Annotated in this window: 12 protein-coding genes and 1 tRNA gene; 3 read left to right on the forward strand and 10 right to left on the reverse strand. The window is 65.7% G+C overall.

Annotated elements, in window-relative coordinates; genetic code table 11:
* Positions 1 to 66: 66 nt before the first annotated feature.
* The 9 genes from NFU04_RS16490 to NFU04_RS07285 form a co-directional block, all read right to left on the reverse strand.
* The gene (locus tag NFU04_RS16490) at positions 67 to 225 is read right to left on the reverse strand and encodes an OmpW family outer membrane protein (protein WP_251308836.1); all 159 of its coding nucleotides are present in this window, start codon (positions 223 to 225) and stop codon (positions 67 to 69) included.
* Positions 226 to 323: 98 nt separating this feature from the next.
* Entirely contained in the window at positions 324 to 1,802 is a 1,479-nt protein-coding gene (putP, locus tag NFU04_RS07250) for a sodium/proline symporter PutP (RefSeq protein ID WP_251308837.1), read from the reverse strand.
* Positions 1,803 to 1,837: 35 nt separating this feature from the next.
* A complete protein-coding gene (gene putA, locus NFU04_RS07255; RefSeq protein WP_251308838.1) occupies positions 1,838 to 5,029 on the reverse strand; it encodes a bifunctional proline dehydrogenase/L-glutamate gamma-semialdehyde dehydrogenase PutA in 3,192 nt (1,063 codons plus the stop codon).
* 123 nt (positions 5,030 to 5,152) lie between these two features.
* On the reverse strand, positions 5,153 to 5,950 hold the full coding sequence (locus NFU04_RS07260) for an AraC family transcriptional regulator (RefSeq protein WP_251308839.1): 798 nt from the start codon (positions 5,948 to 5,950) through the stop codon (positions 5,153 to 5,155).
* A gap of 79 nt (positions 5,951 to 6,029) precedes the next feature.
* Positions 6,030 to 6,392 (reverse strand): hypothetical protein, encoded by a 363-nt coding sequence (locus tag NFU04_RS07265; protein WP_251308840.1) that lies wholly within the window; start codon positions 6,390 to 6,392, stop codon positions 6,030 to 6,032.
* A gap of 79 nt (positions 6,393 to 6,471) precedes the next feature.
* A tRNA-Gly gene (locus NFU04_RS07270) sits at positions 6,472 to 6,545 on the reverse strand.
* Between the two features lie 152 nt (positions 6,546 to 6,697).
* Positions 6,698 to 6,961: a hypothetical protein gene (locus NFU04_RS07275; RefSeq protein WP_251308841.1), complete on the reverse strand. Its 264-nt coding sequence runs from the start codon at positions 6,959 to 6,961 to the stop codon at positions 6,698 to 6,700.
* A 406-nt stretch (positions 6,962 to 7,367) separates the two neighbouring features.
* Positions 7,368 to 7,775, reverse strand: coding sequence for a CBS domain-containing protein (locus NFU04_RS07280; protein ID WP_251308842.1), 408 nt, complete (start codon positions 7,773 to 7,775; stop codon positions 7,368 to 7,370).
* A 69-nt stretch (positions 7,776 to 7,844) separates the two neighbouring features.
* Positions 7,845 to 9,314, reverse strand: a complete 1,470-nt coding sequence (locus tag NFU04_RS07285) for a dihydrolipoyl dehydrogenase (protein WP_251308877.1) — start codon at positions 9,312 to 9,314, stop codon at positions 7,845 to 7,847.
* Positions 9,315 to 9,508: 194 nt separating this feature from the next.
* On the opposite strand from NFU04_RS07285, the gene NFU04_RS07290 reads away from it, so the two are divergent.
* Positions 9,509 to 9,796 (forward strand): hypothetical protein, encoded by a 288-nt coding sequence (locus tag NFU04_RS07290; protein ID WP_309296788.1) that lies wholly within the window; start codon positions 9,509 to 9,511, stop codon positions 9,794 to 9,796.
* 51 nt (positions 9,797 to 9,847) lie between these two features.
* Here the strand turns inward: NFU04_RS07290 and glpD are convergent, their stop codons facing one another.
* Positions 9,848 to 11,365: a glycerol-3-phosphate dehydrogenase gene (gene glpD, locus NFU04_RS07295; RefSeq protein ID WP_251308843.1), complete on the reverse strand. Its 1,518-nt coding sequence runs from the start codon at positions 11,363 to 11,365 to the stop codon at positions 9,848 to 9,850.
* A gap of 473 nt (positions 11,366 to 11,838) precedes the next feature.
* Between glpD and glpK the strand changes: the two genes are divergently transcribed.
* The gene (gene glpK, locus NFU04_RS07300) at positions 11,839 to 13,359 is read left to right on the forward strand and encodes a glycerol kinase GlpK (RefSeq protein ID WP_251308844.1); all 1,521 of its coding nucleotides are present in this window, start codon (positions 11,839 to 11,841) and stop codon (positions 13,357 to 13,359) included.
* 533 nt (positions 13,360 to 13,892) lie between these two features.
* A complete protein-coding gene (locus NFU04_RS07305; protein ID WP_251308845.1) occupies positions 13,893 to 14,981 on the forward strand; it encodes an ABC transporter ATP-binding protein in 1,089 nt (362 codons plus the stop codon).
* The last annotated feature ends 1 nt before the right edge of the window (position 14,982 follow it).

Here is a 14,982-nt window from a genome sequence, read left to right on the forward strand (position 1 = left end):
AAAAAGCCTACGCCGCATCCGGCGGCGTAGGTTGGCAGGGGGAGCGTCGGTCGACGGCGGGATCGATCAGAAGCGCAGCGTGACACCGCCGCCGATGGTCAGCGGGTCGACCTTGGCTTCGCCCAGGGACTGGCCATCGCTGGTGCTGATTCGTGTATCCACGTCGGCGTAATTGACGGCGCCATTGAGCATCAGGTTATCGGTGATGGCCAGGTCGATGCCCACTTGTCCCGCGCCACCATTTGGCGGGCATTGGAGCCGGCACAACGACAACGGGCCGCCCGAGGGCGGCCCGTTGCGTCGACGGAGTCTGAGGGCGGGCATCAGCCCCGCTTGATGGCATCGAACTCGTCGGTGATCTCCTTGGAGGGCTCGGCGGTGACCAGGCTCGCCACCACGATGGCGATATAGGCGAAGATGACGCCCGGGACGATCTCGTAGAGATCGAAGATACCACCGGAGAGCTCGGCCCAGAGGACCACGGTCACGCCGCCGACGACGATGCCCGCCAGGGCGCCCCACTGGTTCATGCGCCGCCAGAACAGCGACATGATCAGGGCCGGGCCGAAGGCGGCGCCGAAGCCGGCCCAGGCGTAAGCGACCAGATCGAGGACGGTGGAGTCGGGGTTCAGGGCCAGCAGGTAGGCGAGCACGGCGATGGCGACCACGGCGAAGCGCCCCACCCAGACCAGCTCGTTCTGGGAGGCGTCCTTGCGGAACAGCGCCTTGTAGAAGTCATCGGTCAGCGCCGAAGAGGAGACCAGCAGCTGGGAGTCGGCGGTGGACATGATCGCCGCCAGGATGGCCGCCAGCAGGATGCCGGCCATCACCGGATGGAAGATCAGGTTGACCATCACCATGAAGACGGTCTCGCCATCGCCCAGCTCCCGGGAGACGAAGCCCACCCCCAGCAGGCCCACGGCCATGGAGCTGATCAGGGCGATCGCGGTCCAGCTCACGGCGATGGTGCGAGCGGTGGGGATATCGTCCTCGCTGCGGATGGCGGCGAAGCGTGCCAGGATATGCGGTTGACCGAAGTAGCCCAGGCCCCAGGCCAGGGAGCTGACGATACCGATCACCGACAGGGTCTGGCCGGTGGAGGCGTCCCGGAACCAGGCGAGCATGTACTCGCTCTGCTCGGCCAGGGCCGCGCCGGCGCCACTGGTGCCCCCCAGGTCGGCGAAGGCGATGATCGGCACGATGGCCAGCGCCGCCGCCATCATCAGGCCCTGAATCAGGTCGGTCCAGGAGACCGCCAGGAAGCCGCCGATAAAGGTGTAGGCGATGATGGTCAGGGTGCCCACGGTCACGGCGATGCGGTAGTCGAGGCCGAACACGGTCTCGAACAGACGCCCGCCGGCCACCAGGCCGGAGCTGGTGTAGAAGAGGAAGAACACCAGGATAAAGATCGCCGAGATCACCCGCAGCAGTTGGCTCCTGTCACGGAAGCGGTTGGCGAAGAAGTCCGGCAGGGTCAGGGAGTCGCTGGCCCGGAAGGAGTAGATGCGCAGCGGCTTGGCCACGATCAGCCAGTTGAGCCAGGTGCCGATCAGCAGGCCGATGGCGATCCAGCTGGCCGAGATGCCGCTGACATAGGCCGCTCCCGGCAGGCCCAGCAGCAGCCAGCCCGACATGTCCGAGGCCCCGGCGGAGATCGCCGAGGTCCAGGGGCCCAGGGAGCGGCCCCCGAGGATGTAGTCGGAGAGGTTGCTGGTACGCCGGTAGGCGACGATGCCGATCCCCAGCATCGCCAGCAGGTAGACGGCGAAGGTAAAGCCGATGGTGAGATTGCTCTGAACCATGTCGAGATCCTTCTATGGGTTATTGTTGGTCGTGATCACTCATCCCCCAGCGCCAGCAGGGAGGCATTGCCGCCGAGGGCGGCGGTATTGATGGTCACCGTCTTCTCGGTGGCGAAGCGCAGCAGGTAGTGCGGGCCGCCGGCCTTGGGGCCGGTGCCGGAGAGTCCCTGGCCGCCGAAGGGTTGAACCCCGACCACGGCGCCGATGATATTACGGTTTACATAGACGTTGCCTACACGGATTTTCTGCGCTATTGCCTCGGCAAAGGATTCGTTACGGCTATGCACGCCGAAGGTCAGCCCATAGCCGCGGCCATTGATCGATTCGATCACCCGATCCAGCTCGCTGGCCTGGTAGCGCACGATATGCAGGATGGGGCCGAACTGCTCGCGCTCCAGGGCCTCGATGCCGTCGATCTGGAAGGCCGCCGGGGCCACGAAGGTACCGTGGGCGGTGTGGGCCGGGTCGAGGTGGGTCTCGGCCAGCAGCCGGCCCTCGCCCTTGAGCCTGTCGATATGCGCCAGCAGTCCCCGGCGGGCCTCCTCGTCGATCACCGGGCCCACGTCGGTGCCCAGGTCACGGGGGTCGCCCACGCGCAGCTCGGCCATGGCGCCTTCGAGGATCTCGATGACCCGGTCGGCCACGTCGTCCTGGAGGTAGAGCACGCGCAGCGCCGAGCAGCGCTGGCCGGCACTCTGGAAGGCGGACTGAATGACATCGGCCACCACCTGCTCGGGCAGCGCCGTGGAGTCGACGATCATGGCGTTCATGCCGCCGGTCTCGGCGACCAGGGTCGGCAGCGGGGCGCCTTCCCGGGCCGCCAGGGAGCGGTTGATGATCTGGGCGGTGTCGGTACCGCCGGTGAAGACCACCCCGGTGATGCGCGGGTCGCCGCTGAGCACGCTACCCACGGTGGGGCCATCGCCGGGCAAGAGCTGGACCACGTCGCGGGGCATGCCGGCCTCATGCAGTAGCTCGATGACCCGGTGGGCGACGATGGAGGTCTGCTCGGCGGGCTTGGCCAGCACGGTGTTGCCGGCCACGGCGGCGGCTACCACCTGGCCGCAGAAGATCGCCACCGGGAAGTTCCAGGGGCTGATGGCGGCGAAGACGCCCTTGCCGCCCAGCATCAGCTCGTTGGACTCGCCGGTGGGCCCGGGCAGGGCGGTGGGCGCGGCGAACAGCTCCTCGGCACGCATGGCGTAGTAGCGGCAGAAGTCCACCGCCTCCTTGATCTCGTCGACGCCGTCGGTAAGCAGCTTGCCACCCTCCCGGGAGCACAGCGTCATCAGCTCCGCCATGTGCTCCTCTATCAGGTCGCCCAGGCGGCGAATGATGGCCGCCCGCTCGGCCACCGGGGTGGCCTCCCAGCGGGGGAAGGCGGCCCAGGCGGCATCCACGGCCTGGGCGGCCTGCTCCTTGGTGGTCCACTGCACGCTGCCGACCCGCTGGTTGCGGTCGTAGGGGCTGGTCACCTCATGGGTCTGGGCGGCATCGTCGGCCACCGCCACGGCCAGCAGCGGCTTGGCCCGATAGGCCTTGTCCATGAAGCCCGCCATCTTGTCCATGAGCGGCTGGTAGTGGCTGCGAATATTCAAGTTCACTCCCCGCGAGTTCTTGCGTTGTGGTCCATAGATATCCCGCGGCAGCGGGATGCGATGATTGGCGTAACGCTCGTGCTGGTTCAGGGTCTCCACCGGGTGGACGCAGAGCGACTCCACCGGCACCTTGGGATCCACCAGCTGATGCACGAATGAGGAGTTGGCGCCGTTCTCGAGCAGGCGGCGGACCAGGTAGGGGAGCAGGTCCTTGTGGGCGCCCACCGGGGCATAGATGCGGCAGTAGGTGCCCTGGGGGGCGCGGCTCAGGGCGGCGTCATAGAGGGCCTCGCCCATGCCGTGCAGGCGCTGGAACTCGAGCTGGCGCCCGGCGGCGTTGGCCAGTTCGAGGATGGCGCTGATGGTATGGGCGTTATGGGTGGCGAACTGCGGGAAGATGCGTCCGCGGGTGTTGTCCGACAGCAGGTAGTTGGCGCATACCAGATAGGCCACGTCGGTGCTGGCCTTGCGGGTGAAGACCGGATAGCCATCGACGCCGAGCTGCTGGGACTCCTTGATCTCGCTGTCCCAGTAGGCACCCTTGACCAGGCGCACCGGGATCTCGTCGCCCTGTCGATCGGCCAGGCGGGTCAGGTACTGCAGGGTCGGCAAGGCACGCTTGGAGTAGGCCTGGACCACCAGGCCGAAGTGCCCCCAGCCCTTGGCGGCATCGCTCTCGTAGATGGCGCGGAACACCTCGAGTGACAGCTCCAGGCGATCCACTTCCTCGGCATCGATGGTAATTGCCACCTCACGCTCCCGGGCCAGGGCGACCAGCTCGCGAACCGTGGCGGTCAGCTCCTCGAGGACCTGGCTGCGGCGGCCGAACTCGTAACGCGGGTGCAGCGCCGAGAGCTTGATGGAGACCGAGGGAGCCGGCGTCTTGGCGGGCAGCGCCTTGCTGGTCTTGCCGACCCGCTCGATGGCTCGGGCATAGTCGTCGAAGTAACGCTTGGCATCCTGGCGGGTGCGGGCGGCCTCGCCGAGCATGTCGTAGGAGTAGGTGTAGCCCTTGTCGAACAGCGGCTTGGAGCGCTTCAGCGCCTCGTCGATATCGCGGCCGAGGACGAACTGCTTGCCCATCACCTTCATCGCCTCGCGCATGGCGCGGCGGATCACCGGCTCGCCCATGCGATTGACCAGCTTGTTGATGAAACCGCTGGGCTTGCCGTCCTTGGGCTTGTCCATGGTGACGACCCGGCCGGTCATCAGCAGGCCCCAGGTGGAGGCATTGACCAGCCAGGAGTCGCTCTGGCCCACATAGGACTGCCAGTCCGCCGGGCCCAGCTTGTCTTCGATCAGGGCGTCGGCGGTCTCCTTGTCGGGGATGCGCAGCATGGCCTCGGCCAGGCACATCAGCATCAGCCCCTCGTGGGTATCCAGGCTGTACTGCTGCAGCAGTTCGTCGATGGTGTCCACGGCGGTATCCATCTCGCGCACTTCCCGCACCAGCTCGGCGGTCTTGGCGGCGATGCGCTGGAAGTCGGCTTCATCGGCGGAGAGGAAGGTCACCAGCTCGCCCACGAAGCTGTCCTCGTCGACGATGTAGTGGTCGCTGATGCGCTGGAAGAGGGTATCGAGGTCCTGTTGCCAGGTGGAAGCGTCGAGCAGGGTCTTGGCTGTGAGCATGTCACTCTCCCGGAAGCCTTTTTTGGATAGCCTGACTGTAGGGTGGGAGAGTCGTCAGCGTCTTGCCAATTTCTCGGCAGGATTTGTCAAAAAGCCGGGCTCTGTTGCCAACGGCGGCGAAAATTACGACTTTGGTCGACTGTTGGCGAGCTGTTGCGACGCCGTGCGGCGCAGTTGCCCCGGGGGGTGACCATAGCGGCGACGGAAGGCATGGGAGAGGGCACTCTGGTTGGCGAAGCCGGTCAGGGCGGCGACCTCGGAGAGCGGCAGGCGGCTCGAGGTCAGTAGTCGATGCGCCGCCTCCAGGCGGCGGCGCAGCAGGTACTGATAGGGCGTCAGGCCGGTCTGGCGGCGGAAGCGCTCGCTGAAGTGGGCCTCGCTCAGGCAGGCCTCCTGGGCCAGGTCGGCCACCGTCAGGCGACTGGCCAGGTGGCGGTCGATAAAGCGCTCCAGGGCGGCCAGGTCCAGGGGGCGGCCAGGCTGGGGACGTTCCTCGGGGAGCAGGCGGGCGTGCAGGCAACCCAGTAGCGTGGCGGTGAGCAGGTCGTCCTGAAGCCGCGGCACCGGGGCCCGGGCCTGTTCCAGCTCCAGGGTCACGAAGGCCAGGTAGCGGCGCAGGGGCTCGTCCAGGGCGAAGAAGCGCGGGGCGTCGAAGAGTCGAGCCAGTTCATGGTAGTGGCCGGTCAGGGGGGCGGCATGCTGGGGCAGGTCGAGGATCAGCTGGCGGTTAGCGCCGATGCCCTCGTAATAGTGCACATGGCTCGCCGGAACGATGCAGCCGGAGAGAGGCGCGATGGAGCCACCCAGGCCTTCGATCTCGAACTCCGCATGCCCGGTCAGCCCGATCACGATCTGATGGAAGTCGTGATCATGGTGGCGGGTGGTGTTGTCGAGGGGAATCAAGCGAATGGCACTGGGCATGGTGCGACCTCGAGCCTTGGCGAACGGCGCAGGCGACTAGTGTATCAGTCTTTGGGCGCTCGGGACGTTACCAGGGACCTTACCGGGGCCGTCGCCGTGCCCGATGGCGAACCAACTGGTCGCGCAGCTCGGTCAGCTCGTCACAGCCTTCTCGGCTGAACAGCTTGCCGCCCCGGGCCGCCTGCCAGGGGCGGCCATGCTCGTCCATCAGGCGCTGGGCCCGGCGGCGGATGCCTTCGAGGATATCATCGTGGCGGATCGGATAGTTGACGAGGGTCTGCCACTCGGCCTCCTGCGCCGTGCCCTCCAGGGCGCGATCGAAGAGCGCCAGCAGGTCCTCGGCCTCGGTGCGATAGCGGGGGGTCCGGGAGAGCATGAGAATCGCCACCATGCCACCGAGAATCAGCAGGCAGACGGCAAAGATCAGCAGGAATAGTGCCATGAAGCCGCTCCAGGAACTCGTGTCGCTGGGAGCGCGGGGCCGGAAGAGGCGGGCAAGATAAGTTGACACGAGAAGAGAGTGGAGCGGGTGAAGGGAATCGAACCCTCGTCTTAAGCTTGGGAAGCTTCTGCTCTACCATTGAGCTACACCCGCGAAGCGGAATGATAGTAAAACCAAATGCTTAGGCTTTGCAAGCGGCGATGGGTATTTCTCGTGATTCTGCTGCTAAGTGGCTGATCTAACGGGGCTCGGTGGTCGGCATGGCAAACGCCGCCGAAGACGGCGGCGTTTGCCGGGGGGGCGCGTCAGGCCGTCAGGTGGGCGGCTCGGTGTGCCTGGGGGCCGAGTAGGGGGAAACGCTGGGAGAGGCTGACCTGGCCCTGGCGGGCGACGGTGACCTGGACGCCACGACCGCAGCAGCGGCACTGCACATAGGTGTCGAGACGCAGGCGCCGGGCGCTGAAATCGCCACTGATGCGCGACAGGCTGGGCGCCGTTTCCTGGGCGCCGCAGGCGCAGTCGATGATCCAGTGGCGGGTTTCGGTCCGATAGACGTGAATCGCTGACATGATAAGCCTCCTGCAAGACGCGGTACTCCATGTACCCTTGCCATCAAGGGTGGCAGGTCGAGGGGAGGCGCGATGTCAGCCATTGCCGACAGGGGCTGTCATATCTCGATGAAAGTCGCCGTGGAACAAGGGGTTGCCGGAGCATCGGAGCGAGTGTTGAAAGCCCGGACAGAAAATTTTCCAGGGGGCGGAGAATTTTCGCTGCCCCGTGGTCACACTGCAGGTGAGCACAATGAATTCAGTCGATGGCAGTCGCACTGAGTTCCATTGAGGCTTGCGTTTCGATCCCGCTTGCCGCCCGTGCCTTGGCCCGGGCGGCTTTTCTTTGCTCGAGCGGCGCCGGCCTGCAGGACGGCAAACGAACTCACCCCGGCGGGAGCCGGGGTGAGGGGGCAGGGGGAGGCGTTCAGCGTTTGCGCATTCGCAGGATGGCGTGGATCACGTCGCGTCGGGTGACGATACCCACCAGGCGCTCCTGCTCCACTACCGGGTAGACCTTGGGCTTGGTGCCCAGCATCTCCTGGGCCAGGTCGGTGATGCTCTTGTTGGGCGTCACCGAGAGCACCTCGTGGCGCATCAGTTCCTTGACCAGGGGAGGTTCGTCATTGAGGTAGGTGCTCTCCAGCAGCTTGCCCAGCACGTCCTGTTCGGAAATAAAGCCAATCAGGTGATCGCGGTCGTCGACGACCGGCGCCCCAGGCAGGCGGTGGAGTGCCAGCCCCTCGACAAGGTTGGACACCGAGGCGTTGCCGCGGACCCGATAGCAGTCGCGGGACATGATCTCACGTACGGTGGTAGGCGCCTTGTTGGGCATGGCGAGTCTCCTTTGCTGCGATCGCGCCGGCCCCGACCGCGGGCCGACCTGAGCGAGCGATACCAGCGGTCAGTCTCCCGGGCCGCACTCCATGCAGCGCTCGACGAGGCGCTCCCCCAGTTGGAGGTTGGCATTCAGGTCGCGCAGTGCGGTGCGCAGCCCCTCCTCGATCACCGGATGATAGAAGGGCATGGCCAGCATCTGCGCCACCGTCAGCCGCTGTTGCAGGGCCCAGGCCAGCAGGTGAGCCAGGTGCTCGGCACGTGGTCCGAACAGCTCGGCGCCGAGGAAGAGGCCGCTGCCGTGTTCGGCATAGACCCGCAGCAGGCCGCGATTGACTCCCATGACCCGTGCGCGTCCCTGATCCTCGAAGGAGGCCTCCCCCGTGGCCAGGCAGTCGCAGCCGCCGTGGCGTCGCTCGAGTTCAGCATAGCCGAGGCCGACGCTGGCCATCTGTGGGTCGCTAAACACTATGGCCAACGGTGCGCGGCGCTGGGCGGCGCGCAGCTCCGGGTAGCGGCCGGCATTGTCGCCGGCGATGCGCCCCTCGTCGCTGGCCTCGTGCAGCAGCGGCAGCTGCTGGTTGGCGTCGCCGGCGATAAAGATATGCCCGGGGCCGCCATCGGCGTTGCGGCACTGCAGGGTATGCGGGCTGAAGTCGGGAATGCCACGCTCGTCCAGCGACAGGCCGGCCGCCTCGATACCCAGCCGGTCCACATTGGGGCGACGCCCGGTGGCCGCCAGCAGATAGTCGAAGCGTTCGGTAAGGCGCTTGCCACTGCCACGTTCGACAAAGGTGATGACCACCGCCTCGTCATCCCGTTCGATGCTCTCCACCCTGGCGTCCGGGTCGACATAGAACTCCCGGTTGAAGGTGCGGTCGGCGTAGTCGCGCAGGTCGGGGTCCTGGAGCGAGCCCAGGGCGCCGCCGACGCCGAACAGGCGGACCCGCACCCCCAGGCGGTGCAGGGCTTGTCCCAGCTCCAGGCCGATGACGCCGGGGCCGAAGATGGCCACCGACCCGGGCAGATCGTCCCATGCGAAGAGATCGTCGTTGACCACCAGGCGATCGCCGGCGGCATGGAAGAAGTCCGGATAGTGGGGGCGCGAGCCGGTGGCGATGACGATACGCTTGGCATGCACTCGGGTATGCTCATCGACGATCAGGGTATGGGGGTCGACGAAGCGGGCATGGCCGCGCAGGCGATCGGCCTCGGGCAGTCGCTCCACTGAGTCGACCACGAAGCCGACGAAGCGATCCCGCTCGCGCTTGACCCGGGCCATGACCGCCTCGCCGTCGATGCGTACCCGGCCCTCCACATGCACGCCGAAGGGATCGCCGTGCCGGGCCTGATGGGCCGCTTCGGCGGCGGCGATCAGCAGCTTGGAGGGCATGCAGCCGACCCGGGCGCAGGTGGTGCCATAGGGACCGGATTCGATCATCACCACCCGGCCGCCATGTTGCTTGGCGGTACGATAGGCCCCCAGGCCGGCGGTTCCGGCACCGATGATGGCGATATCGACCTGGCGTTCTTGCATCATGCACTCCTTCTTCCGTTAAAAAGGACGGCCCTGGAACCTCGTCGCGCGCGACCCTTCCAATCTAGAGAGGCTTCGGCGCGGGTGCCATGGCGGTAGTGGCAGGAGTATCCGTGGCGCACGATGCTAGTGAAAGTTGATTGGTTTGAATTATTTGATAGTCATGGTTAATCAAAAGTGGGAGGCAAGGCACCATGGATGCACGCGAATACCTGGCCAGGAAGGGAGTGGCGATCGGCAAGGATGAGGACAAGCCCAATACCCTGGAGGAACTGGCCTGGTCCCGGGCCCGTCAGTCGGGGCAACGCCCGCCCCGGGCCGGAACGCCCCATGATTGGGAAGACTGGGCGCGCTATCACGACGAGTTGGCCGGCGAGGCCGAGCAGCTCGGCCAGAAGATCGATCCCGAGGCCCACCTGCACTACGAGGTCGAGGGCCATGTCGAGGCACCGCTGATAGCCCCCCGGCGGCCCAAGAAGTAGCTTGCCCCGCGTCGCGTCTCCGACGGCATCCACGGGCAGGGCCGTGCCTCGTCAGGAGGTGGCTTCTCCGAACCGGGTGCCCGGGGTCAGGCGTTCGGCCAGATAATCCTCCAGCCGCTGGCGCTCGGCATCGCTCAGGCGCAGCCCCAGCTTGGTGCGCCGCCAGAGGATGTCGTCGGCGCCCCGAGCCCATTCCTGCTCCACCAGATAATCCACCTCTCGGCGGCTCAGGCCGGCGCCGAAGTCCTCGCCGAGGTCGGTGTCCTCCCGGCAGTCGTGAAGGAACTCCAGGCAGAGGCTGCCGTAGCTGGCAGCGAAGCGTCGCGCCCGAGCCTTACCCAGGAAGGGGTAGTCCGCCAGCAGGCGTGCCACGAAGGCCGCCTGGCTGCCGATATCGCCCCCGGGGAGGGGCGCCTCGGCGGTCCAGGCCGGGCCCATGTCGGGCAGGTAGGGGGCCAGTTGGGCCAGGGCGCTCTCGGCCAGCTTGCGGTAGGTGGTGATCTTGCCACCGAACACCGACAGCAGAGGCGGCCCCTGGGTGTCCAGGTCGAGGGTATAGTCGCGGGTCATGGCGGAAGGGTCGGTGGACTCGTCGTCGCACAGCGGGCGCACCCCGGAATAGGAGGAGACCACGTCGTCGCGGCTCAGCTGGGTACGGAAATGCTCGTTGACCACGGCGAGGATATAGCCGGTCTCCTCGTCGCTGATCGCCACCTCGGCCGGATCGCCCCGGTAGCGGCGGTCGGTGGTGCCGATCAGGCTGAAGTCCTGCTGATAGGGCAGGACGAAGACGATGCGACCGTCCTGGTTCTGCAGGATATAGGCCCGCTCGTCGTCGTGGATTCGCGGCACGATCAGGTGGCTGCCCTGGATCATGCGGATGCCGTATCGGGAGCGCCGTTGGGTCCGTTCACGAATGAACTCCTCCACCCAGGGGCCCGCCGCATTGATCAGCGCCCTGGCTCGGCGGGTCTGGCGGCGGCCGCTGCCGACCTCTTCCAGCTCGATCTCCCAGATGTCATCCACCTGGCGGGCCGCCACACAGCGGGTACCGACCAGGATCTCCGCCCCTTGCTGCTTGGCCTGAAGCGCATTGAGCACCACCAGTCGGGCATCGTCGACCCAGCAGTCGGAGTATTCGAAGCCCTGGGTGATCTCGGGCTTGAGGGGGCCCTGGCCGGCGAAGCTCAGGCGTCGGGAGCCGGGCAGGCTGTCGCGCTTGCCCAGGTGGTCATAGAGGAACAGGCCGGTGCGGATCATCCAGGCCGGGCGAAGATGAGGGCGGTGAGGCAGGATAAAGCGCAGCGGCCAGATGATATGCGGCGCCTTCTTGAGCAGCACCTCGCGCTCCTTGAGGGCCTCGCGCACCAGACGAAACTCGCGATGCTCCAGATAGCGCAGGCCGCCGTGAATCAGCTTGCTGCTGGCCGAGGAGGTGGCGCTGGCCAGGTCGCGCTGCTCGCACAGGGCGACCCTGAGGCCGCGACCGGCGGCGTCATTGGCGATGCCGGTGCCGTTGATGCCACCACCGATAACGAAGAGATCGAGAAGGGGAGTCTGCGAGGCCATGGTGTGCTTCCGTTGTCGTTATGGGTCCGCAATAAAAGCGTGGATGTTTGAAAGCGAAAATAGAAGAAGATGAGGCGAACATCAAGGCTTCGCTTGGACCGATGGGGGCTTTGCTGCGGAGAAAGCTCGGGAAAATAATTCAATATGTTGATTAAATTGAAAAAATTTTTGATTTTTAGGCGGGGCGAGAATCCAGGGTTCATCGAGTTAGACGAATGTCTTAGCCCGACTCGAGGGCTGCCTGTTGTGTCTCGATGCCTGGGTGGCTAGATTCGTGATCGAAATCAAACGTCGGTGGTGGAGTGGTGTTCGAATTCATCCGTGATGGATATTCGACAGCCCTCTGTTGCAGGGGCTGGCCCAGCCCGGGAGCCATGAGGCGTGCCGCCTGGCGGATGTCCGAGCCCGGCCGGACAGGCCCGTCCTTATGTCTCACAATGACAATAGCCGTTGGAGTCAGGAGTCCGAACGCCATGCATAAACCCTATATCCTCGCCTTCGATCAGGGCACCACCAGTTGTCGCGCGATTCTCTTCGACCGCGATGCCCGTATCATCGGCAGCGCCCAGAAGGAGTTCACTCAGCACTACCCCACGCCGGGCTGGGTCGAGCACGATGCCATGGAGATCTGGGGCAGCCAGATGGGGGTCGCCCGGGAGGTGCTCGAGACCAACGGCATCAAGCCCTCCGAGGTGGCGGCCATCGGTATCACCAACCAACGCGAGACCACCGTGGTCTGGGATCGCCACACCGGCCGGCCGATCTACAACGCCATCGTCTGGCAGGATCGCCGCACCGCGGAATTCTGCGACGAGCTCAAGGCCCAGGGACTGGAGGCCTATATCCGCGACACCACCGGCCTGGTGGTCGATGCCTATTTCTCCGGCACCAAGGTGCGCTGGATCCTCGATAACGTGGAAGGAGCCAGGGAGCGGGCGGCCCGGGGCGACCTGCTGTTCGGCACCATGGACAGCTGGCTGGTGTGGAACCTGACCCGCGGCGAGCGTCACGTGACCGATTACAGCAATGCCTCCCGCACCCTGCTCTACAACATCCGCGAGCTGGCGTGGGATAGACGCATGCTGGATGAGCTGGGCATTCCCTCCGGCATGTTGCCCGAGGTGCGCTCCTCCAGCGAAGTCTATGGCACCACCGCTGCCGAGATGTTCGGCGGTGCGCGGATTCCCATCGCCGGTATCGCCGGCGACCAGCAGGCGGCCCTGTTCGGTCAGGCCTGCTTCGAGCAAGGCATGGTCAAGAACACCTATGGCACCGGCTGCTTCCTGCTGATGAATACCGGCGAGACCCCGGTGCCGTCGAAGTCCGGCCTGCTGACCACCATCGCCTGGGGCATCGATGGCCGGGTCGAGTACGCCCTGGAGGGGTCGATCTTTATCGCCGGGGCCGCGGTGCAGTGGCTGCGCGATGAGCTCAAGCTGATCGACTCCGCCGAGGACTCCGAGTACTACGCCGGCAAGGTGGACGATGCCGGGGGCGTCTATGTGGTGCCGGCCTTCGCCGGCCTGGGAGCGCCCTACTGGGACATGTACGCCCGGGGTGCGATGTTTGGTCTGACTCGGGGCACCCGCAAGGAGCATATTACCCGCGCCACCCTGGATGCCCTGGCCTACCAGACCAAGGACGTGATCGATGCCATGCAGGCCGATTCCGGGATCACCCTCAAGTCGCTGCGGGTGGACGGGGGCGCTGTGGCCAACAACATCATGATGCAGTTCCAGGCCGATATGCTGGGGGTGGACGTGGAGCGCCCGCGCATCGCCGAGACCACCGCCCTGGGGGCCGCTTACCTGGCGGGCATCGCCGTGGGGATCTGGACCCGGCAGGAAGTGGCCGCCAAGGGGGAGCTGGACCATCGCTTCTCCCCGCAGATGGCCCCCGAGCTGCGCGATCGCAAGTATCGCGGCTGGAAGAAGGCGGTGAAGCGCACCATGGACTGGGAGCGCGAGGATGCCGAAGAGGCGGCCGCCGATTGAGGGGGCTCCACCCCGACAGTCTCTCTCCTAGCCCCTTGCCCCGACGCGTTCGGGGCTTTTTTCCCCTTCTCCCCCGTCGATAGGGAGCCTGCCGTGCCATGGCGAGCGCCTCGCTCGATGCCGTTCGCATTCCATGTTTGAAAGCGAACATCTGGCATGGCGCGACGCCTATCGGGGCCCGGGGCCGTCTTGGCGGCTCTTTCTGGGTGTGTTTAGGTATAAATAATTGAAATATTTCGACTTATTCGATTCCGGGAGGCCGGGCAGCAGTCGACCGGCTTCTTCGACTAAGGTCTAGCGATATTTGAGCGTTCATTCTATTGCCGATGATCCGCTGCTGGGCTAGCCTGGTTATCGTAAACGAACATTTCTTTTTCGTTTGTACGATTCGAAGGGGCGGGCATTACTCCCAGGCCCGACACGAAACCGCCCCGGTCGGGGCCGGGCGCCACACGCCGAAGCGATCCTCGCCCCGACCCTGATATCGCGACGCAGGCCGACGACAACGACAACAACTCTCCAGCGAGCACATCATGTCTCTGAAACTCGAAGGCGTTGACCATGTGGTCAATGGCAATACCCATATCGAGGGCATTGACCTGGAGCTGGCCCCTGGCTCCTTCAATGTCCTGCTGGGGCGAACCCTGGCCGGCAAGACGACCCTGATGCGCCTGATGGCCGGCCTCGACCGCCCCACCCGCGGACGCATCCTGATGAATGGCGAAGACGTCACCGGCGTATCGGTACGTCGGCGCAACGTCTCCATGGTCTATCAGCAGTTCATAAATTACCCCACCCTGACGGTCTTCGACAATATCGCCTCGCCGCTGCGCCTGGCGCGGGTGGCCAAGGCCGAGATCACCCGCCGGGTCCATGAGGTGGCGGAAATGCTGCATATCGATCACCTGCTGAGTCGCTATCCCCAGGAGCTCTCCGGGGGCCAGCAGCAGCGCACCGCCATGGGGCGGGCCCTGGTCAAGGAGGCGGACCTGATCCTCTTCGACGAGCCCCTGGTCAACCTGGATTACAAGCTTCGCGAGGAGTTTCGCCAGGAGCTGCGGGAGCTGTTCAAGGCGCGCAACTGCATCGCCGTCTATGCCACCACCGAGCCCAACGAGGCCCTGGCCCTGGGCGGCAGGACGGCGGTGCTCCACGAGGGTCGCCTGCTGCAATATGGGCGCACCGAGGACGTCTACCACCGGCCGCGGGACCTGCTCACCGCCGAGATGTTCTCCGAGCCCCCCATCAATGTGGTGCCGGGGCTGGTCTCCGGCCGCGAGGTCACCTTCGACCGCAGCATGCATTTTCCCCTCAACGAGGACCTGGGCTCCCTCGCTCCCGGGCAGTACCACTTCGGGGTGCGGCCCTCGCATATCGGCCTGACGCCCCAGGCCGACGATGACCTGGAGCTCGAGGTGCGGGTCGAGCTGGCCGAGATCAGCGGCTCCGAGACCTTCCTGCACGTGGGCAACGAGCTTTTCTCCCTGGTGCTCCACCTGGCGGGGGTGCACGAGTTCCGGGTCGATCAGCCCCTCAAGGTCTACCTGCCGACCCACCGGGTCTATGCCTTCGACCGGGATGGCGCTGTGGTGCATATCCCGTCGCACCTGGGAGGACAGTGAG

Origin of the sequence: Halomonas sp. NCCP-2165 (assembly GCF_023708045.1) — a bacterium.
GTDB lineage: Bacteria > Pseudomonadota > Gammaproteobacteria > Pseudomonadales > Halomonadaceae > Bisbaumannia > Bisbaumannia pacifica.